The sequence below is a fragment of the Streptomyces sp. NPDC008092 genome (assembly GCF_042957285.1).
GTDB lineage: Bacteria > Actinomycetota > Actinomycetes > Streptomycetales > Streptomycetaceae > Streptomyces.
In genome coordinates, this window is record NZ_JBIBHY010000007.1 from 561,753 (window position 1) to 584,575 (window position 22,823).

A 22,823-nucleotide genomic window follows, 5' to 3' on the forward strand; every position below is an offset into this window, starting at 1 on the left:
GCGCGGTCATGCATCCCTTCTCCTTCGTCAAGGTGTCCGACACACGTGAGGCGCTGGCGGCCGGCCGCCATGGCGGCCGGTACATAGCCGGGGGCACCACCCTGGTCGACCTGATGCGTGAGACCGTCGAGCGTCCCGAGACGCTCGTCGACATCACGCACCTGCCGCTGCGGGACATCACGGTCACCGGTCGCGGCGGCCTGCGGATCGGAGCCCTGGTCCGGATGGCCGAGGTCGCCGCCGACCGCAAGGTACGCCACCTCTATCCCGTCATCTCCGAGGCCCTGGAGCTGAGCGCGTCGGCCCAGCTGCGCAACATGGCGACCATCGGCGGCAACATCATGCAGCGCACCCGCTGCACCTACTTCCGCGATGTGACGGCCGCCTGCAACAAACGCGAGCCCGGAACCGGATGCGCGGCCCTGGAAGGCGTCAACCGCACCCACGCGATCCTCGGAACCTCGCAGGACTGCGTGGCCACCCATCCTTCCGACGCCGCCGTCGCGTTCGCCGCGCTGGACGCGACAGTGCACCTGCTCGGCCCTGATGGTGAGCGCGGTGTTCCCTTTGCGAACTTCCTTCTCCGGCCCGGCGACACCCCCGACCGCGAGCACGCCCTGCTCCCGGGTGAGTTGATCACCGCAGTGGAGATCCCCGCCCACCCGCGTCCGCTGAAGTCGGGCTACCTGAAGGTCCGCGACCGCCAGTCGTACGAGTTCGCACTGACCTCCGCCGCCGTCGCTCTGCACATCCGCAGGGGAGTGATCACCGAGGCGAAGATCGCCGCCGGCGGGGTCGGCACCGTGCCCTGGAGACTGCCGGCCGTGGAACAGCAGCTCATCGGCAGGCGCCCGTCCGACCGCCTGTGGGCCGAAGCCGCGGAACGGGCCGCCGAAGGGGCTCGTCCGCTCCAGCACAACCGCTTCAAGATCGAACTGCTTCGGCGCACCGTCGAACGTCAGCTGCGCATCGTAGGAGGTGGCAAGTGAGCCCCCAGCCGCAGGCAGCCGTCGGTGCACCCCTGTCCCGGGTGGACGGGCGGCTGAAGGTCACCGGCCAGGCGCACTACGCCGCCGACCACGCTCCCGAGGGAGTCGTGCACGCCGTCATCGTCGACAGCGGCGTCGGCCGCGGCCGGATCACCGGCATCGACACCCGCGCCGCCCTCGCCCAGCCGGGCGTGCTGACGGTGATCAGCCACCTCAACGCCCCCAAGCTGCCCTACCTGGACAACCCCGGGGGGTACTTCAACCCGCAGGGCCAGAAACTGCGGGCCTTCCAGGACGACCAGGTCCACTTCCGCGGCCAGCCCGTCGCGGTCGTGGTGGCCACCACCCTGGAGGTCGCGCAGCATGCCGCGAACCTGGTGAAGGTCGACTACGACACCCAGCAGGGCTCGACCGACATGACGGACGCCCCGTCGTTCGAGCTCATGAACTACGCACGCGGTGACGCCGAGGCGGCCCTGAGCTCCGCACCCGTGCACAGCGACCGCTCCTACACCGCCGCCCGCACCCACCACAACGCGATGGAGCTGCATGCCGCCGTCGCCCAGTGGAACGGGAACCAGCTCACCATCTGGGACAAGACCCAGTGGGTACTGGGCGCGGTCGCCGAACTCGCCACGGTGTTCGGTATCACTCCGGAGTCGGTGCGCGTCCTCTCGCCCTTCGTCGGCGGAGCGTTCGGCAACTCGCTGAGGGTCTGGCCCCACACCGTGATCGCGGCCCTCGCCGCCAAGATGACGAATCGGCCGGTCAAGCTGGTCCTCACCCGCAAGCAGCTCTACACCAACGTCGGATACCGGCCCCGCTACGAGCACCGGGTGCGCCTCGGCAGCGACCGGCGCGGCCGGCTGACCGCGATGGCCCACGAGCTGAAGGCCGAGACCTCACGCTACGAGACCTACGCCGAGGCCATCCTGGACCTCGGCCAGATGCTCTACGCCACCCCCAACGTCAGCCAGTCGTACCAGTCGGTGGCGCTGGACGTGAACACACCGACGCCCATGCGCGGACCGGGCTACTCCTCCGCCGCCTACGCCGTCGAGTCCGCGCTCGACGAACTCGCCCACGAACTGGGCATCGACCCGATCGAGCTGCGCCTGCGCAACGAACCGCAGGAGGACCCGGCCCACAACCTCCCGTTCTCGACCCGCAGGCTGCGCGACGCCCTCCGGACGGGCGCCCGTGAGTTCGGCTGGCACCGGCGCAACCCGAAGCCCCGGTCCACGCGCGACGGCGACTGGCTGATCGGCACCGGCATGGCGGTGGGCTGCTACCCCACGCACCGGCAGCCCGCCCAGGCCCGGGTCCGGCTCGACGCCGACGGCACCGCCCTGGTGCAGTCCGCGACCAGCGACATGGGACCGGGCACCTACACGTCCATGACCCAGGTGGCCGCGGACGCACTCGGCCTGACCATGCGTCAGGTGACGTTCCAGCTCGGTGACTCCGCGATGCCGCCGGCGCCCCCGCAGGGCGGCTCGATCACCATGGCCAGTGTGGGCTCGGCCGTCCAGGCCGGCTGCGACACGCTGCGGCAGCAGGCGATCAAGCTCGCCGTCGACGACGAGCGGTCACCTCTGTACGGCGCGGACCCCGACAAGGTCGTGGTCCGCGCGGGCCGTCTGAGCGTGCAGGGCGACCCTGGGCGCGGAGAGACCTACCGGCGACTCCTCACCCGCAACAAGCGCACGAACCTCGAAGTCCTCGGTGGCTGGAGCCCGCCGTCGGGAGCGGACCGGTTCTCGATGTACGCCTACAGCGCGATCTTCGCCGAGGTGGCCGTGGACGCGCGCCTCGGACTGGTCCGGGTGCGGCGGATGCTCGGGGTCTACGACACGGGACGCATCATCAGTCCCAAGCTCGCCGACAGCCAGGCGCTCGGCGGCATGGTGGGCGGCATCGGCATGGCCCTGCTGGAGCACGGCGAGTTCGACAACCGCGACGGCAGGCTCGTCAACGCGAACCTCGCCGACTATCTCGTGCCCGTCAACGCCGACATCCCCGAGATCCGGGCGATCTACATCGACGGCGAGGACCGCGAGGCCGACCCCCTCGGCGTCAAGGGCCTCGGGGAGGTCGTGCTGGTCGGCGTGGCCCCGGCGATCGCCAACGCGGTCTTCCACGCGACCGGACGCCGTGTCCGCGACCTGCCCATCACCGCAGAGGCCCTGCTCTGACCGACCCTTCACGGGGCGGTCGGCACAACCGCCGACTGCCCCGCTCGACCCCCACCGTCGCCCTTTCCGGAGCCACCCCCATGCTGAACATCGCGGACACCCTCGTTGACTGGTGCCGAACAGGCCGCGCCTTCGCCGTCGCCACCGTCGTCCATGTCAGTGGCAGCGCGCCCCTGCCTCCCGGCACCTCGCTCGCGGTCGACGCCGACGGCGTCGCGGTCGGCAGTATCTCCGGCGGCTGTGTGGAGGCAGCCGTGTACGAACTGTGCAGAGAGGTTCTGGACAGCCGCGGCACCCCCGTGCGGGCGCGGTTCGGCTACTCCGACTCCGACGCCTTCGCCGTCGGCCTTACCTGTGGTGGCGAGATCGACGTGCTGGTGCAGCGCGTGGCACCCGCGGACATGCCACACCTGGCCTCGGCCTTCGAGGAGGCCGTGCGCGGCCGGCCCGTCGCCGTGGCCCAGGTCGTCGACGGCCCCGGCGAGTTCCTCGGCGGTACCCTGCACGTTCTTCCCGGCAGCGACGACTGCGCCGGGACCGTCGGCGGCGCGCAGGAGGACCGGGAGGTCGCAGAACGCGCCCGCGCTCTGCTCCGGGCGGGACAGAGTGCCGTCGTCGAGGTCGGCGGGGACGCCGACACCTGTCCGCAGCGGCTGTCGGTGCTCGTCCACACCAACGCGACCCGGCCCCGGATGCTGATCTTCGGCGCCGTCGACTTCGCCGGAGCGCTCAGCGAGGCCGGGCGCTTCCTGGGCTACCACGTCACCGTCTGCGATGCCCGTCCCGTCTTCGCCACCCGCGCCCGTTTCCCGCATGCCGACGACGTCGTGATCGAGTGGCCGCACCGCTACCTGGAGCAGACGGCCGTGGACTCCCGCACCGCCGTCTGTGTCCTCACCCACGACACCAAGTTCGACATCCCGCTGCTTCGCCTGGCGCTCGGCCTCCCGGTCGGCTACGTGGGTGCGATGGGCTCGCGGCGCACCCACGAGCATCGCGAGAAGCTGCTGAGGGAAGCCGGTGTTCCGGAGCGCCGGCTCGCGCGCCTGCGTTCGCCGATCGGGCTCGACCTCGGCGCCCGGACGCCCGCGGAAACGGCCCTCTCCATCGCCGCGGAGATTGTCGCCGACATCCATCAGGGCACAGGCGTCCCGCTGTCTCTGGCAGCCGGCCCCATCCACCGCCTTCGGGCGGACCCCTGGTCCTCGGGCACGGCCACGGCCGCGTGACGAAACTCGACGCGACTGGTCTATCTTAGTTGACTAAGTGATACTCATGCCGTGGTGCAGTGTGCCGTGCGGAGAGGTGGAGGGACATGCAGCGCAGGCTCTACGAACAGGACCACGAGGACTTCCGGGCGATCGTCCGGGAGTACGTGGAGCGCGAAGTGGTTCCGCACCAGGAACGCTGGGACGCCGAGCGGATGGTCGAGCGGGGCGCCTGGCTGGCCGCGGGCCGCCAGGGAGTCCTCGGACTGTCCGTACCCGAGGAGTACGGCGGCGGTGGTGTGACGGACGTCCGCTACCGCAGCGTGGTGATCGAGGAGCTGGCCCGGGTGGGTGCCGCCGCGGTGAACCTCGGTTTCGGGCTGCAGGACGACATCTTCCTGCCGTATCTGCTGAGCCTCGCGACCCTGGAACAGAGGGAGCGCTGGCTGCCCGGTGTGGCCGGCGGAGAGCTCATCGGCGCGATCGCCATGACCGAACCGGGCGCCGGCAGCGACCTGCAGGGCATCCGCTCGACCGCCGTGCGCCGAGGTGAGGAGTGGATCCTCAACGGCACCAAGACCTTCATCACGAACGGCATCGCCGCCGACCTCGTGATCGTGGTCGCAAGGACCGATCCGGACGCGGGCTCCCGCGGGCTCAGCCTGTTCATGGTGGAACGCGGGATGCCCGGCTTCGGACGCGGCCGCAAACTCGACAAGATCGGCCTGGTGGCACAGGACACCGCAGAGCTGGTCTTCGAGGACGTCCGCGTGCCCGCCGGCAACCTTCTGGGCAAGGAGGGCGGCGGTTTCGCGCATCTGATGGAGAACCTGTCCAGTGAGCGGCTCTCCATCGCCCTTCAGGCCCTGTACCCGGCGCGGACCGTGCTGGGCTGGACGCTGGAGTACACCAAGGAGCGCACGGCCTTCGGCCGACCGCTGGCCGCCTTCCAGAACACCCAGTTCCGACTGGCCGACATGGTCACCGAACTCGATGTCGTCCAGGCCTACGTCGACGACTGCCTGCGAGCCCTGAACGCCGGCGAACTCACCGCGGTGGACGCGGCCAAGGCGAAACTCGCGGCCACCGAACTCCAGCAGCGGGTGGTCGACCGCTGCCTGCAACTCTTCGGAGGCTACGGCTACATGAGCGAGTACCCGGTCTCCCGGTCCTTCCTCGACGCACGCGTGCAGACCATCTACGGGGGTACTTCCGAGATCATGCGCACGATCATCGGCCGGGACGTCACGGGGGTGCGGTCATGACGGGGACGGCGGCGAACGGCCGGGACCACCTGCTGCGGGAGCGGCGGGGTGCAGCCGAGTGGCTTGTGCTCAACCGGCCCGAGCGGCGCAACGCGCTGACCGTCGAGTTGGTCCGCGACCTGGCCGACGCGGTCGCGCAGGCGGGTGCGGACCCAGAGGTGCGGGTCCTGGTCATCACCGGCGTGGCGCCGGTCTTCTGCGCGGGAGGTGATCTGGCCGCCCTTTCGGCTGTGGCCGAGCAGGGCGCACGCGCGGTCACCGACACCGTCTACGGGCAGTTCCAGCGCCTCGTACGGCTGATGCGTGACGTTCCGGTTCCCGTCATCGCGGCGGTCAACGGGGCCGCGCTGGGTGCCGGCCTCGACCTGGCCCTCGCCTGCGACCTGCGCTACGTCTCCCACGAGGCGAGCTTCGCCAGCTCCTGGATCAACGTCGGCCTCGTGCCCGGAATGGGGGGCGCCCATCTGCTGACCCGGGCGGTGGGCAGTACACGGGCGAGCGAGATGGTCATCACCGGGCGTATGGTCCAACCGCACGAGGCGTTGGCCTGGGGACTCGTCAACGAGGTGCTCGAGACCGGCCGGTTGGCGGAGCGGGTCGCCGAAGTGGCGGATGGGCTGGCCAAGTTGTCCCGCCCGGCGCTCAGCAGCAGCAAGGCATCGCTGCGCCGGGCGCTGAGTTCGGACTTCGATCACGAGCTGGCCGTGCTGGGCGCGGTCCAGGGCGGACTGCTCACCGGCCAGGACTTCCGCGACGCCACGGCGCGATTCCGACGCGGGTCCTGAGGCAGTCGGGCGGCGCACAGCGCGAGCACCCCCGGCGTACGGCCGGGGGTGCTCGCGCTGTGCGTTTCCTATTCATGTCATGGCGCAGTCATTCTTGCGCGCCTTCGCCAGTTTCCGGCAGTGAAGGTCCAGCGCCATCCCTCGCCGCGCGTTCGAGGTGACGCGAGTCAACCTGGGTGCATCCGGGAGATAGGTAGAGAGTGCACCTAGATTACTAGGTTGCTCTCATTTCATATCGGATCGTTATCTGTGGTGAATGCTGCTCAAACCCTTGTCAGGGCCCCATTGCGCACCCACACTCTCCCTTCAACGAAGTCAACTAAGTTGATGGGGTGTGCTATGTCTGTGGAGAAGTTCTCACGTAGGCCGGCCCGGGTGGTCGCCGGTGCCTGCACGGCCCTCGTCCTGACGCTGGTGGCGGCCTGCGCCGGCAATGGTGACGCCGGGGCGAACAGCAAGTCGGACAAGGCCGACAGCGCCCGTCAGGTCGAACTGCCGGTGAAGAAGGCGCAGGGCAAGCCGATCGTCGTCGGCATGATCAACAACGACACCAATGCCGCGGGCAACTTCGCGAACATGGGTCAGGCGACCCGCGCGGCGGTGAAGTACGTGAACAACAACCTGGGTGGTGCCGGAGGACGTCCGATCCGCCTGGAGTACTGCAACTCCAACGGCACGACCGCGGCCTCGGCCAACTGCGCCGCCCAGATCCTGGAACAGAAGCCCGCCGCGGTGATCGGCGGACTCGACCTCGGCTCGGACGGCTCCCTGCCCGTGCTCGCGAAGGCCGGTGTGCCGTACGTGGCCACGACGCCGATCAGCGCCACCGAACTCACGTCTCCCGACTCGTTCTCGTTCTTCGCGGGAGCCGCGGGGTCGCAGATCGCCGCGTCCGTCTACGCCGCGAAGGAACTGCACACCAAGAAGGCCGCCGTCCTGTTCAACGAGAACCCCCAGGCGCGACTGGCCGCCGAGCGGTTCGTCCGTGACGTGCTCAAGGCGCAGGGTGTGAAGAAGGTGACCATGGTCCCCTTCGGTGTGAACGAGACCGACGTGGCCGGTCCGCTCAGCCAGGCCCTCCAGGGCGGGACCGACACGGTGTTCGGCATCATGCCGGAACCCGGCTGCGTCAACGTCCTCAAGGCCAAGCAGTCGTTGGCCAGCACGGCGACCTACGTCTTCACCGGTAACTGTGCCGCGCCGGGCGTCCTGAAGGCCGGCGGAAGCGCGGCCGACGGGTCGTACTTCCCGGTCTCCGTGCAGCCCGCCGACGCGGACACTCCCGACACCAAGGCGTTCCGGGCCGCCATCGCGAAGTACGCCCCCTCCGTCGATCTCGGGTTCTACCCGGAATCCGCCTTCGCCGCGACCGTGTCCCTGTCCCGGGTGCTCGGCAGGACCGCCAAGCCGGACGATCCGGCGGCCGTGATCAAGGCCTTCCACGCGCTGAAGAACGAGCCGACCTTCGTAGGCCCTCCGGTCACCTGTGACGGTAAGCAGGTCGCCGGTCTGCCGTCCGTCTGCACCAACCAGGTCCGCATCGTGAAGAGCGAGAACGGCCGGCTCCAGGACGTCGCCGGTCGCTGGTACTCCGGATGATCACCCGTACGGCTCCGGTCGATCACCAGCAGACCCAAGGAACGACATGATCGAGATCCTGCAATTCGCCCTCCTGGGCCTCGGCGCGGGAACCATCTACGCCGCGCTGGGCACGGGAGTGGTGCTCACCTACCAGGCCGCAGGTGTCATCAACATCTCCCTCGGCGCGATGGGGATGTACATCGGATACACCTATGCCTTCCTGCACAACGAGGACCTGCTCGTCCTCCCGATCGGCACCATCGCGACGCCGGACCTCCCGGTGTGGGCCGCCATGCTGGTCTGCCTCGCTGTCGCGGCGCTGCTGGGCCTGGTCGCCTACGCGCTGGTCTTCCGTCCGCTGCGATCGGCGTCGGGTCTGCTGAAACTCGTGGCCGCCGTCGGCATCACCATGGTCCTGCAATCGCTGGTGGTCCTGCGGTTTCCCACCACGAGCGCGAGCGTGCCGCCGATCCTGGCGAACGACCCCGTGCGCTTCGGCGGGCTGACGGTGTCGTGGGACAGGTTCCTGCTCGCGGCCGTCGTCATCGTCGTCGCCGCCCTGCTCTGGGTTCTGACGCGGTTCACCCGGACCGGACTCGCGATGCGGGCGGTCGCCGAGGACGAACGGGCGGCCACGCTCCTCGGGCACTCGCCCGGGCGGCTCTCCGCCCTCGCCTGGATGGGCTCCTCGGTGCTGGCGGGACTGCTGGGCATCCTGGCCGGCCCGATCACCGGGCTCGACCCGGTGACCAACAGCCTGTTCATCGTGCCGGCCCTCGCCGTGGCGATCGTCGGCCGGCTTCGCTCCTTCGGGATCACGGTCGCCGCCGGTATCGCCCTGGGCATGGTCCAGAGCGTCGTGCTGAAGCTCCAGGGCGACTACTCCTGGCTGCCTCAGACCGGGCTGCGTGAGGTGCTGCCCTTCCTGGTGATCGTGGTGACGCTCGCGGTCAGCGGCGGGAGCCTGCCCTCCCGCGGCACGGAGGAGGATCCTCGGCTGCCGCCGGTGCCGCGCGGTGGTGCCAGTCCGGTCACGGTGGGCACGACGCTGCTGGCCGGCGTTGCGCTGGTCCTCACCTTGGACGGGCCTTACCGCACCGCCCTGACCACGACGGTCGTCTCCGTACTGGTCTGCCTGAGCATCGTCGTGGTCACCGGCATGCTGGGCCAGATCTCGCTGGCCCAGATGACCTTCGCCGGTGCCGCGGGCTTCGTGCTCAGCAACCTCACCACCCGCGCTCACCTAGGGTTCCCGCTCGCACCGCTCGTCGCGGTGGCCCTGGCCGTGCTCCTGGGCGTCGCCGTGGCCGTGCCGGCGCTGCGGATCCGGGGGGTGACCCTAGGCGTGGTCACCTTGGGCCTCGCCGTTGCCGTGTCGGAGTTCGTCTTCAAGAACCCGGGCTGGACCGGCGGTATGGGTGGCAGCCGGGTACCGGAGCTGCGCCTGTTCGGTGCCGGACTCGGCAACGGCGGCGACATCGGGTTCGCCCTGTTCGCCCTCTTCGTCGTGACGGCCTGCGCGGTCGGCGTGATCTGGCTGCGCCGGACCCGGCTCGGCGGACAGATGCTCATGGTCCGCGCCAACGAGCGGGCGGCTGCCGCCGCGGGAATCAACATCGCCGGTGTCAAGCTGACAGGGTTTGGCATCGCCGCCGGTCTCGCCGGGACAGCAGGCGTCCTCCTCGGATACCAGCAGGAGAGTCTGGCCTTCCAGAACTTCGACGTCTTCGTGTCGCTCACCTACGTCGCGGTGGTCTACCTGGCCGGCATCAGCCGCGTGTCCGGTGCGGTGATCGCCGGTCTGATGGCCCCGGGCGGCCTCGTGTACTACGCGCTCGACAGGTGGCTGGAGCTCGGCAAGTACAACGCGATCGTCAGTGCGATCGGGCTTCTGCTCGCCCTGGTGGCCACCCCTGGCGGTGTGGCGGGGGAACTGGACAGGCAGCTGCGGTGGCTCCTGGGCAGGCTGCGCCGGCCGACAGTGCCCGAGCCGTCCGGAAAGCAGGGCGCCGTACTCGGAGAGGAGACCGAGCATGCTGTCTCTCGCACTACGTGATCTGAGTGTGGCCTTCGGAGGCGTGCACGCCCTCGACGGCGTGACCCTTGAGGTCGCGCAGGGTTCCCTCACCGGTCTCATCGGCCCCAACGGTGCCGGCAAGACCACCCTGCTGGACGCGTGCACCGGCTATGTCACGGCACACGGCGAGGTCCACCTCGGCGATCGCCGAATCGACGGCCTGGCGCCGTACCGCAGGGCTCGCGCCGGACTGGTGCGCACCTTCCAGTCGCTCGACCTGTTCGACGACCTGACGGTGGCGGAGAACGTCGCCACCGGGATGCCGGGCGAAGCCCGCCCACGCTGGTGGCACCAGCTGAGGCGGATGCCCGCCGCGGACACGCCGGTGGTGCACGACCTGTTGGCGTCACTCGGGCTGGACAGCGTCGCGGGCTCCCTTCCCGGATCCGTCAGCCAGGGGCAGCGGGCGCTGGTCGCCCTCGCCCGCGCGCTGATCGCCCGCCCCGACGTCCTGCTCCTCGACGAGCCGGCGGCGGGTCTCGACAGCCACGAAAGCGAAGAGCTGGGCCGACGCCTCAGGGACGTGTGCGACCGGGGCACCACGGTCCTCCTGGTGGAGCACGACATGAGCCTCGTCCTCGGCAACTGCGACCACGTCCATGTCCTGGACGCCGGAAAGCTGCTTGCCTCGGGGACCCCGGCGGAGGTCAGAAAGGATCCCGCCGTTCTCGCCGCCTACCTGGGGGAAGGGAGTCCGTCATGACCGGTGCGGACAGCGCAGCCGACACGGCCGGCGCCGCCACCGCCGAGGCCGTACCTGCCCTCCTGCGGGTGCAGGGTCTGAGCGCCGGCCATGGCGCCAGTACGGTCGTACGCGACATCGACCTGTACGTGGAGCCGGGGGAGGTGGTGGGTCTCTTCGGGCCCAACGGCGCGGGCAAGACCACCACCCTGCTGACCCTGGCCGGCTGCCTGCCCGCGCACGCCGGGCAGATCGAGGTCCTCGGCGGTCCGGTCACCGCGCGCACCGGCGCCCGGACACTGGCCCGGCGCGGGTTGCGCCTGGTTCCCGAGGACCGGGGGCTGTTCCGGCAGCTGACCGTCCGGGAGAACCTGACGCTCTGCCTGGAACAGCGGCGTGGCGGCCGGGCCCTGATCGAGGAGGCACTGACCGTGCTGCCTCAGCTGGGCCCGCTGCAGTCCCGCCGCGCGGGATTGCTGTCGGGCGGTGAACAGCAGCAACTGGCCCTGGCTCGTGCCCTGTTGGGACGACCCAGGCTGCTCCTGGTGGACGAGATGTCGCTGGGCCTCGCCCCGAGGATCGCCGGAGAGCTGCTGCGGACCCTGCGTACCCTGGCCGTGGAACGGGAACTCGGCGTGCTGTTGGTCGAACAGCATGTCCCCGCCGCCCTGGAGGTGGTGGACAGGGTGTACGCGCTGGCCCACGGCCGCCTGGTGCACAGCGGCACCGCGGACGACCTGCGGCGCGACCCGGGTGTGCTCCAGGCGGCCTACCTCGGCGCGGACTAGCCGGACGGAACGCACGCGTGCCCCGGGCGCGAACAGCTCCCGGGGCACGCGCGTGACGTCGGCATCCACGCGGATCAGAGGAAGACCGAGCGCGTCTCCACGAAGTCGTCGATGCCCTCGGGGCCGAGCTCCCGGCCGTACCCGGACGCCTTGAAGCCGCCGCAGGGGATGGCCGGGTCGGTGCCGATGGGGCTGTTCACGGCGACGGTGCCGGTGCGGATGCGCCGGGCGAACTCCAGCGCCCGGTCACGGTCACCGCTGTAGACGGCGCCGGCCAGACCGTACCTGGAGTTGTTGGCGATCTCGACGGCTTCGTCCTCGTCCCGGTACGTCAGCACGGTGAGGACGGGGCCGAAGATCTCCTCCTGGGCCGCCGTCGAGTCGGGCGACACGTCGGTGATGACGGTGGGGGAGATGTACAGGCCGTCCTCCATCCCCTCCGGCCGCCCACCACCGGTGACGATGGTGCCGCCCTCGGCACGTGCGGAGTCGATGAAGCCCATCACCCGGTTGAAGTGCTGCTCGTTGATCATGGGACCGAGCTGGGTGGCCGGGTCGGCGGGGTCTCCTACGACGGTCTTCTCCAGCGCCGTCGCCAGCGCGCCTACGATCTCGTCCTTGCGGCGCTCGCTGACCACCAGGCGGCTGGGCATGGCGCAGATGGCCCCGTTGTTGAGCGGCAGGACGAAGGCCATGGAGCCTGCGACCAGGTCCACGGGTGCGTCGTCCAGCACCAGGGCGGCGGACTTGCCGCCCAGCTCCAGCGTGACCCGCTTGAGAGAGTCGGCGGCCGACGCGGCGATGCTCCTGCCGACGGCGGTGCTGCCGGTGAAGGAGATCTTGTCGACCCCCGGGTGCTTGACCAGCGCCTGGGAGACCTCGGTGTCGGCCGCGATGATGTTGATGACGCCCTCCGGCAGCCCGGCGCGCACCGCCGCGTCCGCGAGGTAGTGGAGGCTCAGCGGGGACTCGGGGGACGGCTTGAGGACCAGGGTGCAGCCCGCCAGCAGCGCGGAGGGCACCTTGAACGCGGCCAGCTTCAGCGGGGCGTTCCACGGGATGAAGGCGGCGACGACCCCGACCGGCACCTTCTCCACCAGCACCTTCGCACCGGAGGCGGCGGTGCGTTCCTCGGTGAGCGCGACGGTCCCGGCGAGCCCCGCGGCATAGCGCAGGAACTGCGGGATTCCCTGCGCTCCGTCGCGGCACATCGCGACGGCGAGGCCGGTCTCGGCCAGCGCCACCTGGGTCAGTGGCTCGATGTCGCGTTCGAGCTCCGCCGCCAGCCTGATCATGGCGGAGGCGCGCTCGGCGAGCGTCATCCGGGGCCACGGCCCACTGTCGAAGGCGCGGCGCGCGGCCGCCACCGCGTCGTCCAGGTCGGCGGGGCTCGCCAGCGCCGCCCGGCCGAAGACCTGCCGGGTCGCGGGGTTGACGACCTCCTCGTAGCGGCCGTCGGAAGAGGGGCGCCAGGTCCCGTCGATGAAGAGGCCGCGCTCGGTCGCCGGAGCGAGTTCGGAATGGGTGGTCATGGTGGTCAGCCTTCCTTGCCTGCCGCAGCAGGGGTGAAGGGACGGAAGACCGGAAGCAGCCAGCCGTCCGAGACGGGAGAGAAATCCACGACGAGTTCCATGCCGATCCGCACCTCGTCGGGATCGGCGTCGATCACGTTGCTGACGAGCCGCGCACCCGGAGCGTCGGGCAGGTCGACGACGGCGGCCACCACCACGGCGTCGTCCAGTCCGGGGATGTTGCGGACGACGGAGAAGCTGAAGACGCTGGCCCGGCCCGACAGCTGAACCCAGTCGACCTTCTGTGACTGGCACTCCGGGCAGAACGGGGTCGGCGGCAGCCGGAAGTGACCGCAGTCCGCGCAGCGCGGGGCGGTCAGCCGGCGCTCCCGGGCCGCCTGCCAGAACGGCTCGGTGACGTGGTCGGTGGCGATCTGCACCCGCTCGGGGGGCAGCGCGCGGGACAGGACGGCACTCATGCGTCACGCCCCAGGATCAGCCCGCTGACCGGAATCGTCGCCGGACCGCCGCTGACCAGGGCCAGCTCCGCGTCCGGTACCTGGTTCACGGCGGTGCCGCGCATCTGCTCCACCGCCTCCCGCACATGGGTCATGCCGATCACGTAGCCCTCCGAGAGATGTCCGCCGTGCGTGTTGACGGGGATCGAGCCGCCCTTGTAGCGGATGGCTCCGCTCTCCACGAAGGCGCCGCCCTCGCCCTTGGGGCAGAATCCGTAGTCCTCCAGTTGCATCACGACCATGGGCGTGAAGTGGTCGTAGAGAAGGGCCACGTCGATGTCGTCGGGGCCGACCCCCGCCTTGCCGTAGAGCCGCTGGGCGACCGCCGCGTGGCCGGAGGAGGCGAACGTCTCCTCCGGCATGCCCATCCAGCTGAAGGCACGCCCCCACTCCCGTCGGCCGCCATGCGCGGCGGCGATGACCGGCACCGGCTTCTGCCGCAGGTCACGGGCGCGTTCGAGGCTGGTGGTGAGGACGGCGACGGCGCCGTCGGTCTCCATGCAGAAGTCGTACAGGCACAGCGGCTCGGCGATCATCCGGGCGTTGAAGTAGTCGTCGAGGGTGAGCGGCGTCCGCCGCAGCGCGGTGGGGCGCGTGAGCGCGTTCTCCCGGGTGGAGATGGCGACCTCGGCGAAGGCCTCGCGGCGGGTGCCGTACATGTGCATGTGACGGCGGGCCAGCACCGACATCAGGTGCCCGGGACCGGTCAGCCCCGCGGGCTGGATGAAGGACTTCTCGGGCGTCGGCTCTGCTTTTCCGAAGACACCGCCCAGGCGGTACTGGGGAAGCTGCTGCAGAGCCATCACACTCACGACACAGGTCGCGTCACCCGCCACGATGGCGGCTCTGGCCAGGCCGATCGAGCCGGCCGAGCCACCCCCTCCCGCGGTCAGGGAGGCGGTGAAGGTGATCTCGGGGATGCCGAGGGTCTCCATGAGGGAGGCGGTCTCCATGGACCGGCCGTAGCCACCGCCCGCCATGGAGTAGTAGGCGAACCCGTCGATGTCCTTGACCGACAGCCCGGCGTCGTCGCAGGCCGCCAGGATCGCCTTGCCCGCCAACTCGGTGATGGTCTGCGGGTAGGACTCGCCGCGAGGGTAGTACGGGGTTGCACCGACCCCGACGATCGCGGTGTCGGGGGGTTGAAGGGCCATGGGCACCTCTCCTTGGCGGCCTCGTCCAGTGCCGCAGACCTAGGGTTCTTAGTTCACCATGTTAGACCAGGGTAGTTCTGGTCGTGGGCTGTCGGCAAGCAGTCGCGGTCCGGTGAGATAGCTATCCTCGTAAATGACGTAACCCAGGTGTGTCCGTATCGTGCGGCGGCTCGGATCGCAGCGAAACAGTGAGGGTGGAACCTATGGCGGGGTCGGACGACCGGCGTCCTGACGGTGTGAACTGGAACAACGGTGGAACGGTGGCCGCTGCCAACGGCGTGCGGGCACCGAAGACCGGCGAACTCGTCGCCCGGCGGCTGCGCCGCATGATCGTGGACGGCGAACTCAAGAGCGGCGACTTCCTGCCGCACGAGCCCGAGCTGCTGGCGCACTTCAACGTGTCCCGGCCGACCCTGCGGGAAGCGGTGAGGGTCCTTGAGTCCGAAGGGCTGGTCGAGCTGAGGCGAGGCTCGCGTACCGGTGCCCGGGTGACGGTTCCCGGCCCGGAGGCGGTGGCCCGGCCTGCTGCGCTCCAGCTCCAGCTCGGGGGCGCCACCCTCGCCGACGTCTACGTGGCGCGCAGCGCGATCGAGCCGCCGGCCGCGCGGCTGCTCGCGCTCGACGGGGACGAGGCGAAGTACGCGGCCCTGGAGCAGGTGCTTGAGGAGGAGCGGGCCAACCTGGACGACGTCGACCGGTTCGCCGTGGGTGCCGCCCAGTTCCACCTCCGTCTGGTCCAGCTCTCCGGCAACCAGACCCTGGCCGTCATGGCCGGGATGGTGTACGAGATCATCCTCCGCCAGTCGCAGATCGTGGTCCGGGCTCGCCGCGAGAACACGCCCAGCCTGAGCCGTCAGTACAACAACCGGGCGGTTCGCGCCTACGAGAAGCTGGTCAACCTGGTGCGCTCGGGGGACGGTGACGCGGCGGAGGCGTTCTGGCGCAAGCACTTGGCGGTGGCCGACGAGCTGGTGCTGGCCGGCAGTGAGGCGACGAGGGTCATCGACATCCTGGAGTGACGTGTCCCGCTGCGTCCGCCTCGTCCGGACCGGGCTCTTGTGTGGCCTCGACCGACCCGCTTACATAGATAACTACGTTAGTGTTCTTGCGGGTCGTGTCGCCAGCGAGGTCGACACCTCGGCGAAATGGGGCGAAACATGAGTGACGCATCTGTCCGTCAGCGGGACAGGGGAAACGCCTCCGACGAGGGCCCGCTCGCGGGCATTGCGGTCATCGACCTCTCCACGACCCTTCCCGGCGCGCTGGCCACGCAGTTCCTCGCGGACGCAGGTGCCGATGTGCTCTGTGTGGAACCCCCGGGTGGCAGTCCGTTGCGGTCCAGGCCCGGCTGGCCCGCTCTCGGCCGGGGGAAGCGCAGCGTCGTGCTCGACGTGCACGCCGAATCCGACCGCAAGGTGATCGACCGCCTAGTCGCCGGTGCCGATGTCGTCATCACCACGATGCGGCCCGCAGCCGCCGCTCACCTGGGTCTGGCGCCCGAATCACTGGCGGCCGTCAACCCCCGGCTCGTCAGCGTGGCCATCACCGGCTGGGGGTCCTCGGGTCCCTGGGCCCACCTCAAGGGCTATGAGGGACTGGTGATGGCCAAGCTCGGGATGTTCCACGTCAAGCGGAACATCGTCGGCCGGCCAGGGCCCGCCTTCGTCGCCGCACCGTATGCCAGCTGGGGGGCCGCCCAGACCGCCGTGCACGGCATCCTCGCCGCCCTCCTGGAGCGGGAGAGCAGCGGACGTGGCCAGCACGTCGAGGCAGACCTGGTGCGCGGTGTCTCCACCCTCGACACCTGGAACTGGTTCACCGAACTGGTCGGCATCCGGTGGCCGGGCTCCTTCACCGTCGTCGACGCCTACACCGACGACGGGCAGCCGCAGTCCCCCATGGCGCTGGGCCTGCTCGCGGCGCTCACCAAGGACGGCCGATGGCTGCAGTTCGCCCAGGCCGGACAGGGGCTCTTCCGCGCGCTGATGGAGGAACTCGGGCTCGGGTGGCGCTACGACGACCCCCGATGGAAGTCACTGCCCGCACTCGACACACAGGAGCTCCGCACCGAGCACTGGAAGACCATGCTCGACAAGGTGGGGGAGCGGACCTACGCCGAGTGGACGCAGGTCTTCGAGAGCAACCCCGACGTCAACGCCGAGGCCTACCGAACCGCCTCCGAGGTGTTCGACCACCCGCAGCTGCGGCACGACGGACGGGTGGGAGTGGTCGACGATCCCGACCTCGGGCCCGTCCGGCAGCTGACCAGCCTGGTGCACTCGGACGACCGGCCCCTGACGCCGCTGCGGCCCGCGCCGCGCCTGGACGAGCACGGTGCGGCGGCACGCGCCGTGACCGCCGTGCCGCAGATGCCGTCGCCGTCGGCCGAACCGGAGCCGGTCCGCCTGCCGCTGGACGGCGTGACCGTGGTGGAGTTCGCCCTCATGTACGCGGGCCCGTACGGCGCCACACTCCTGACCGATCTCGGCGCCCGCGTGATCAAGGTGGAGAGCCTCGACGGCGACCCCATCCGCCGTGCGGTGGCCTTTCCGGAGGCCGGGGGAGCGAAGGCCATGCTGGGCAAGGAGAGCATCTGCCTCGACCTGCGGACGGAGGAGGGGCGTCGGATCGCCCATGAACTGGTGCGCCGCAGTGACGTCGTGCTCCAGTCCTTCCGCGCCGGCGCAGCCGAGCGGATCGGTGTCGACGAGCCGACGCTCAGGGCGCTCAACCCCGGCCTGGTGTATCTGACCGCGGCGGGATACGGCACCGACGGCCCGTACGGGCACCGGCCCGCGTACGCCGCCTCGATCGGTGCCGCCAGCGGCTTCGCGCTTGCGGAGGCCCCGTACGTCACCGAGGTCAGCGGTGATCCGGAGAAGATCAGGGCGTCGGTACCCCGTCTCTACGCCGCAGCAGCGCGCGCGAGCCTGCAGTCCGACGGCGTCTCCGCCCTCGGTGTGGCCTCCGCGATGCTCCTCGGACTGGTCGCACGTGCCAGGCGGCGCCCGCTGGGAGCGCTGACGACCACCATGCTCGCGACCGCGGCCCATCCGCTTGTCGACTGGAACGCCGACTACGAGGGCCGTCCGCCCCTGCCCGCGGTGGACGCCGGAGGGTACGGTCACGGCGCTCTGTACCGTCTCTACCGTGCCGCCGACGGCTGGGTCTTCCTCGCGGCCCCGGCCGCCGACGAATGGCCGCCACTTGCCGAGGCCCTGGCCGCCGAGGCCTCTTTGGCCGGGGACCCCCGCTTCGTCTCGGCCGGACAACGCGCCGCTCATGACACGGAACTGGCCGAGGTCCTGTCGCGGGTCTTCAGCCGGCTGCCCGCGGCCGACTGGGAGGCGCGGCTCACCGCGGCCGACGTCGGCTGCGTCGCCGTGACCGAGCAGGCGCCGGAGACGCTGGTACAGACCGATCCCTCGCTGGCGGCCGAGTACGCCACCACGGTCGTGAGCCCGGTCTTCGACGAGCACCTGAGGCTGGCGCCGACGGTCCGGTTCTCGCGTTCGGCCACCCAGACCCTGGGAGCCTGTCTCGCGGGGGACCACACCGAGACCATCCTGCGGGAACTCGGATACGACATACAGGCGATCGCCGCGCTGCGTGAACGGGGCGTGGTCGGTTAGCCGCGCCCCGGCTCCCCGGGAGAGGCCGGACCATTGAACCGGCCTCTCCCGGGGAGCTGTTCACTCCGCGGACGATCCGGTGTGCTCCCGGGCCAGCCGCAGGCCTTCCTCCCTGCTCGTGGCGACGACCTCCCATCGCTCGCAGGCGCAGGCACACACATAGCCGCCCTCGTCGCGCGGTATGACCGACTGGGCCACACAGGCGCCCGCACCGGCCACGTCGTGCAGGAACTCCGTGGGGGAGTCGTACATCACGTTGTCGGACATGGCTCAGGCTCCCTTGACGGCCGCGGGCAGCGGGGGCACGTGGGGGAACAGCTCGGCGAAGACTCCGGTGGTGATGCGCTCGGTGACCTTGGGGTCCACCCCGTCGAAGAGGCCGTGCAGTGTCTCCTGGGTGTGCCCGAAGGTGCCCTCCATGTGCGGGTAGTCGCTGCCCCACATGACGTTGTCGTAGCCCATGGACGTGGCGGCGGCGACGGCGGTCCGGTCGTGCTGGAAGGACGCGTAGACCTGCGAGTAGATGATGTCCCGCGGGGACCGCTTGAGCTTCGGGCGGACCATCGCGGCGTGCTGCCGGTAACCCTCCTCGATGCGGTCGGCAATGAACGGCACCCACGTGGCACCGCCCTCCGCGACCAGCACCTTCAGGCCGGGGTGACGGTCGAGCGCACCGGAGGCGACCATCTTGACCACCGCCCGCTGACCGCCGAACGTCGTCTCGGTGTAGTTCAGCACCGCGCCGCCGGGACCCCGGTACACGACGCCGGCCATGGCGCCGGTGGAGAGGTCCACCGGGTCGGTGCCGATGTGGAAGGCCAGCACCATGTTCGCCGCCTCCGCGGCGGCCCAGAGGGGCTCCCATGCGTCGTCGTTGTAGTCCTTCTGGAGGGGATGCGGCCTGACGGGCAGGAACAGCGCCCGGAATCCCATTTCCGCGGTCCGCTCCAGCTCGCGGACGGCGTCCCCGATGTCCAGCGTGGACACCTGGGCGGTCGCCACCAGCCGTTCGGATGCCTGGTCGATGGTGTCCCAGGACCAGTCGTTGCTCACCCGCAGTGCCTCCCGCAGCGCCTCAGGCGTGCGGAACGACGAGCTCCACAGGCCCAGTGACGGGAAGACCAGCTCGCCCCAGATCCCCTCGTTGTCGAGGTCCTTCATGCGCAGGGCGACATCGCGGGCACCGGGCGCCCGGTTGGAGGCCTCCCGGAACTCCTGAGCCGCCGGCGGCGGAGTGGCGCGGCGGAAGGACATGCCGTCGATGTGGACGGTCTCCCACCTGCCGTCGGGGTCCTTGACGCTGTACGGCATCAGCTCGGCCAGGTGCTTGGGCACGTTGCTGCGCCACAGGTCGTCCGGCTCCATGAAGTGCGAGTCACCCGAGTTCGCCCAGATCTTCGTCATGGCTGTCTCCTTGCGCGCGGTTCGTGATGTGCCGCCTCGTCTACTGAAAATGACGTTTTCAACGTTGCCTCGCCGCCTCACGCCTGTCAACACTGCGACAGCGGGCCAGATGGTAAGCCCTCTGGGTCGGCGTAGGAGGTGGAGGGTGAAAACTCGATTTTCAACCCGCCCACTTGCCGGAGGCGCTGTAACATAAATAACTTCGTTAGCTAGGATCGTCCTGGGGCGAGTGAGGGGATGCCGTGAGGTTCACCGTCGAACACCCGATAGGGAGGCCCGGCTGTGCGCCGGAGCTGTACGGACCCGAGGGTCTGCGGACCTTTGCCCGCGCTGCGGAGGAGGCGGGCTTCGACGCGATCGCGTTCACCGAGCACCCGGCACCGTCGGCCAAGTGGCTTGCCCTGGGCGGTCACGCGACCCTGGATCCGCTCGACGCCCTCGCCTACTGCGCGGCGGTCACCGACCGGCTGCGACTGATGACGTACCTGATGGTGCTGCCGTATCACAGCCCGCTGGCGGCGGCGAAGCGGATCGCCACGGTGGACCGGCTCTCCGGCGGCCGACTGACGATCTGCGCCGGCGGCGGCTATCTCCGCTCGGAGTTCAACGCGCTCCATGTGGACTTCGAGCGTCGCGGTGAACTGTTCGACGAGGCCCTCGACGTGCTGCGGGATCTGTGGACGGGCAAGTCGTACACCGGCGAGGGCTTGCGTCACACCGCGCGCGGGACGGTGAGCACGCCTGGGCCCGTGCAACTGCCTCATCCTCCCGTCTGGATCGGCGGCAACGGGCGCAACGCGCGCCGCCGGGCCGCCCGTGCGGCGCAGGGCTGGTCGCCGCTGCTCAACGGCGCGGACATGGCGGCCACCACCCGGACCGCGACGCTGTGCACTTCGGCGGATCTGGCGGCGGCGGTCGACGAGCTGCGTCACTTCGCGGCACAGGCGGGACGGGACCCGGCAGCCATCGAGGTGCAGGTGCAGAGCCCGCACAGTGACGTCGGTACCGAAGAGGGCGCGTACGGCTCCCACCGTGAACACCTCGGAGAGCTGGCCGACGCCGGAGCGACCTGGTTCGTCGTCCGGGTGCCCGGAAGCAGCGTGGACGAGGCCGTCGCGGCGCTCAAGCTCTACGGACGCGAGGTGATCGAGACGTGCCGGTCGGAGAGGAGCGGGTCATGACATTCGAGTTGGGCTTGAGGGGCAAGGCCGCGGTGGTGACCGGAGCCGGCGCCGGTATCGGCCAGGCCATCGCGGTCGCACTGGCGGGCGCAGGGGTACGGGTCGGGCTGGTCGACATCGACTTCGAGCGGGCCGAGGCGACGAGGGCGCTGGCCGAGAAGGCCGGTGGTAAGGCGACCTCGATCGTGGCGGACGTGATGGACACCGCCGCCCTCACCGCGGCGGTCGCGACGGCGCACCAGACCTTCGGCGGGCTGGACATCCTGGTCAACAACGCCGGCGGGGTGCGGGCCAGGCGCTTCCTGGACCAGAGCGAACGCAGCTGGCGGCGCCACATCGACATCAACCTGGTCAGCATGATGGCGGCGACCTCGGCCGCCGCCCCGCTGATCGCCTCGTCCGGCGGCGGTTCGATCCTCAACATCACCAGTATCGAGGGCCGCCGCGCTGCCCCCATGTATGCGGTGTACGCCGCCTGCAAGGCGGGCGTGATCAGCTTCACCCGCACGATGGCGGTCGAACTGGCGGAGCATCGGATCCGGGTGAACGCGCTGGCCCCCGACCACACCGCGACGGCGGGCAACCGGGGAATCCTGACGGGTCCCGTCGATCCCGACGCGCTGCCGCCCCGGCCCCCGGACCGCGACGCCGCGATCAGGCACTACGTCCCCCTCGGCCGTGAGGGCGCCGCCGAGGAGTGTGCCGACGCGGCGTTGTACCTCTGCTCCGATCGCGCGGGCTACGTCACCGGCGTCACCCTTGACGTCGACGGCGGAACCGGGGCGGCCGGAGGCTGGGTCCGTTCGGACGGCGGCTGGACTCTGTACCCCGACGCGGCACCCCTGGCGAGGTGACGGGCAGGATGACGGACACCACGCCGATCACGGCGACCGAGCAGTGGTTCGACGGCCGCGTCGCCCTCGTCACCGGCGGCGGAAAGGGAATCGGCGCCGCCGTCTCCCTCGAACTGGCGCGCCGGGGCGCCGACGTCGCCATCAACTACCACCACGACGAGGAGGCCGCCGGCCGGACGGCGGAAGCCGTCCGTGCTCTCGGCGCGCGGGCGGCCCTGGTTCGGGCGGACATCACCGAACCCGGGAGCTGCGCGGACATCGTCGCTCGCACACGGAGCGCGCTCGGGCCTGTCGGTCTCCTGGTCAACAACGCCGCGTACACCCAGATCGTGCCGCCCGCCCGGCTCACCGTCCCGACATGGCGGAAGATGTTCGCCGCCAACGTGGAGGCGGCGTTCGAGCTGACCTGGCTGCTGAAGGACGACATGAGGGAGCGAGGCGGCGGGGCGGTCGTCAACGTGTCGTCCGTCGCTGCGCGGAACCCCAATCCGACCTTGATCGCCTATGGAGCGTCGAAGGCCGCCCTGGAGGCGTTCACGGCAAGCGCCGCACTCGCACTGGTCGCCGACAAGGTGCGGATCAACGCGGTGGCGCCCGGTTTCACGCGGACGCCGCGGGTGGACACCGTGGACCAGGAGACCCAGGCGGCGATCGTCGCACGACTGCCGCTCGGCCGGGCCGCGGAGCCCGAGGAGGTCGCCTCCGTGGTCGCTTTCCTCCTCTCCGATGCCGCCTCGTACGTGTCCGGTCAGGTCGTCCCCGTGCGGGTCGGCCCCTGACGGCTGGCCGATCCGAAGCGACCTCACTCCTGGACGGCCGCCCGGCCTCGGCCACGTCCGACCGCGCGACGCGATCACGTCACCGTCTCCCCGGCAGACCGATGCGGTAGCGGTTCTGCCAGGGGGCGACCAGCATGCCCGCTTCACATTATACGTAATTCGTTATATGAATTGCGGGACCTTCAAGCTGTCATGCCCTGCTCGCCGGTCGGCGAGTGAC

The 22,823-nt window shown here is 70.3% G+C and carries 19 protein-coding genes; 14 read left to right on the plus strand and 5 right to left on the minus strand.

What is annotated here, in order from left to right; genetic code table 11:
- The first annotated feature begins 8 nt into the window (after positions 1-8).
- The 9 genes from ACFZB3_RS25510 (at position 9) to ACFZB3_RS25550 (ending at position 11,570) form a co-directional block, all read left to right on the plus strand.
- Complete coding sequence (locus tag ACFZB3_RS25510) at positions 9-989, plus strand: FAD binding domain-containing protein (RefSeq protein WP_391378804.1); 981 nt, start codon at positions 9-11, stop codon at positions 987-989.
- Positions 986-3,184: a molybdopterin cofactor-binding domain-containing protein gene (locus ACFZB3_RS25515; protein ID WP_391378806.1), complete on the plus strand. Its 2,199-nt coding sequence runs from the start codon at positions 986-988 to the stop codon at positions 3,182-3,184. The genes ACFZB3_RS25510 and ACFZB3_RS25515 overlap by 4 nt, the downstream gene beginning before the upstream one ends.
- Positions 3,185-3,264: 80 nt before the next feature.
- On the plus strand, positions 3,265-4,413 hold the full coding sequence (locus tag ACFZB3_RS25520) for an XdhC family protein (protein ID WP_391378808.1): 1,149 nt from the start codon (positions 3,265-3,267) through the stop codon (positions 4,411-4,413).
- Positions 4,414-4,499: 86 nt separating this feature from the next.
- A complete protein-coding gene (locus ACFZB3_RS25525) occupies positions 4,500-5,657 on the plus strand; it encodes an acyl-CoA dehydrogenase family protein (protein ID WP_391378810.1) in 1,158 nt (385 codons plus the stop codon).
- Entirely contained in the window at positions 5,654-6,442 is a 789-nt protein-coding gene (locus ACFZB3_RS25530; RefSeq protein WP_391378811.1) for an enoyl-CoA hydratase-related protein, read from the plus strand. The genes ACFZB3_RS25525 and ACFZB3_RS25530 overlap by 4 nt, the downstream gene beginning before the upstream one ends.
- Positions 6,443-6,781: 339 nt before the next feature.
- The gene (locus ACFZB3_RS25535) at positions 6,782-8,041 is read left to right on the plus strand and encodes an ABC transporter substrate-binding protein (protein ID WP_391378813.1); all 1,260 of its coding nucleotides are present in this window, start codon (positions 6,782-6,784) and stop codon (positions 8,039-8,041) included.
- Between the two features lie 46 nt (positions 8,042-8,087).
- Positions 8,088-10,079: an ABC transporter permease gene (locus ACFZB3_RS25540; RefSeq protein WP_391378815.1), complete on the plus strand. Its 1,992-nt coding sequence runs from the start codon at positions 8,088-8,090 to the stop codon at positions 10,077-10,079.
- Positions 10,057-10,803: an ATP-binding cassette domain-containing protein gene (locus ACFZB3_RS25545; RefSeq protein ID WP_391378817.1), complete on the plus strand. Its 747-nt coding sequence runs from the start codon at positions 10,057-10,059 to the stop codon at positions 10,801-10,803. Before ACFZB3_RS25540 ends, ACFZB3_RS25545 begins: the two co-directional genes overlap by 23 nt.
- Positions 10,800-11,570, plus strand: a complete 771-nt coding sequence (locus tag ACFZB3_RS25550) for an ATP-binding cassette domain-containing protein (RefSeq protein ID WP_391378819.1) — start codon at positions 10,800-10,802, stop codon at positions 11,568-11,570. Before ACFZB3_RS25545 ends, ACFZB3_RS25550 begins: the two co-directional genes overlap by 4 nt.
- Positions 11,571-11,644: 74 nt before the next feature.
- Here the strand turns inward: ACFZB3_RS25550 and ACFZB3_RS25555 are convergent, their stop codons facing one another.
- The 3 genes from ACFZB3_RS25555 to ACFZB3_RS25565 are packed head-to-tail and all read right to left on the minus strand — an operon-like array spanning position 11,645 to position 14,753.
- Positions 11,645-13,102 carry an aldehyde dehydrogenase family protein gene (locus ACFZB3_RS25555; protein ID WP_391378820.1) on the minus strand — a complete coding sequence of 486 codons (1,458 nt, stop codon included), beginning with the start codon at positions 13,100-13,102 and terminating at the stop codon, positions 11,645-11,647.
- 5 nt (positions 13,103-13,107) lie between these two features.
- Positions 13,108-13,560: an OB-fold domain-containing protein gene (locus tag ACFZB3_RS25560; RefSeq protein ID WP_391378822.1), complete on the minus strand. Its 453-nt coding sequence runs from the start codon at positions 13,558-13,560 to the stop codon at positions 13,108-13,110.
- Entirely contained in the window at positions 13,557-14,753 is a 1,197-nt protein-coding gene (locus ACFZB3_RS25565; protein WP_391378824.1) for a lipid-transfer protein, read from the minus strand. Before ACFZB3_RS25565 ends, ACFZB3_RS25560 begins: the two co-directional genes overlap by 4 nt.
- A 260-nt stretch (positions 14,754-15,013) precedes the next feature.
- Here ACFZB3_RS25565 and ACFZB3_RS25570 point away from each other — a divergent pair, with 260 nt between their 5' ends.
- Positions 15,014-15,772 (plus strand): FCD domain-containing protein, encoded by a 759-nt coding sequence (locus ACFZB3_RS25570; RefSeq protein WP_391378827.1) that lies wholly within the window; start codon positions 15,014-15,016, stop codon positions 15,770-15,772.
- Positions 15,773-15,910: 138 nt separating this feature from the next.
- Complete coding sequence (locus ACFZB3_RS25575; protein WP_391378829.1) at positions 15,911-18,385, plus strand: CoA transferase; 2,475 nt, start codon at positions 15,911-15,913, stop codon at positions 18,383-18,385.
- Between the two features lie 60 nt (positions 18,386-18,445).
- Here ACFZB3_RS25575 and ACFZB3_RS25580 read toward each other — a convergent pair whose 3' ends face one another.
- Both ACFZB3_RS25580 and ACFZB3_RS25585 read right to left on the minus strand, forming a co-directional pair.
- Positions 18,446-18,652 carry a hypothetical protein gene (locus ACFZB3_RS25580; protein ID WP_391378831.1) on the minus strand — a complete coding sequence of 69 codons (207 nt, stop codon included), beginning with the start codon at positions 18,650-18,652 and terminating at the stop codon, positions 18,446-18,448.
- A 3-nt stretch (positions 18,653-18,655) separates the two neighbouring features.
- Positions 18,656-19,789 (minus strand): amidohydrolase family protein, encoded by a 1,134-nt coding sequence (locus tag ACFZB3_RS25585; protein ID WP_391378833.1) that lies wholly within the window; start codon positions 19,787-19,789, stop codon positions 18,656-18,658.
- Between the two features lie 242 nt (positions 19,790-20,031).
- Between ACFZB3_RS25585 and ACFZB3_RS25590 the strand changes: the two genes are divergently transcribed.
- Genes ACFZB3_RS25590 through ACFZB3_RS25600 form a run of 3 tightly spaced genes read left to right on the plus strand, consistent with a single transcriptional unit; the run spans position 20,032 to position 22,603 of the window.
- Positions 20,032-20,970, plus strand: a complete 939-nt coding sequence (locus tag ACFZB3_RS25590; protein WP_391378835.1) for a TIGR03619 family F420-dependent LLM class oxidoreductase — start codon at positions 20,032-20,034, stop codon at positions 20,968-20,970.
- Positions 20,967-21,824, plus strand: coding sequence for a glucose 1-dehydrogenase (locus ACFZB3_RS25595; protein WP_391378837.1), 858 nt, complete (start codon positions 20,967-20,969; stop codon positions 21,822-21,824). Before ACFZB3_RS25590 ends, ACFZB3_RS25595 begins: the two co-directional genes overlap by 4 nt.
- An 8-nt stretch (positions 21,825-21,832) precedes the next feature.
- Positions 21,833-22,603, plus strand: coding sequence for an SDR family oxidoreductase (locus ACFZB3_RS25600; RefSeq protein WP_391378839.1), 771 nt, complete (start codon positions 21,833-21,835; stop codon positions 22,601-22,603).
- Positions 22,604-22,823: the final 220 nt, after the last annotated feature.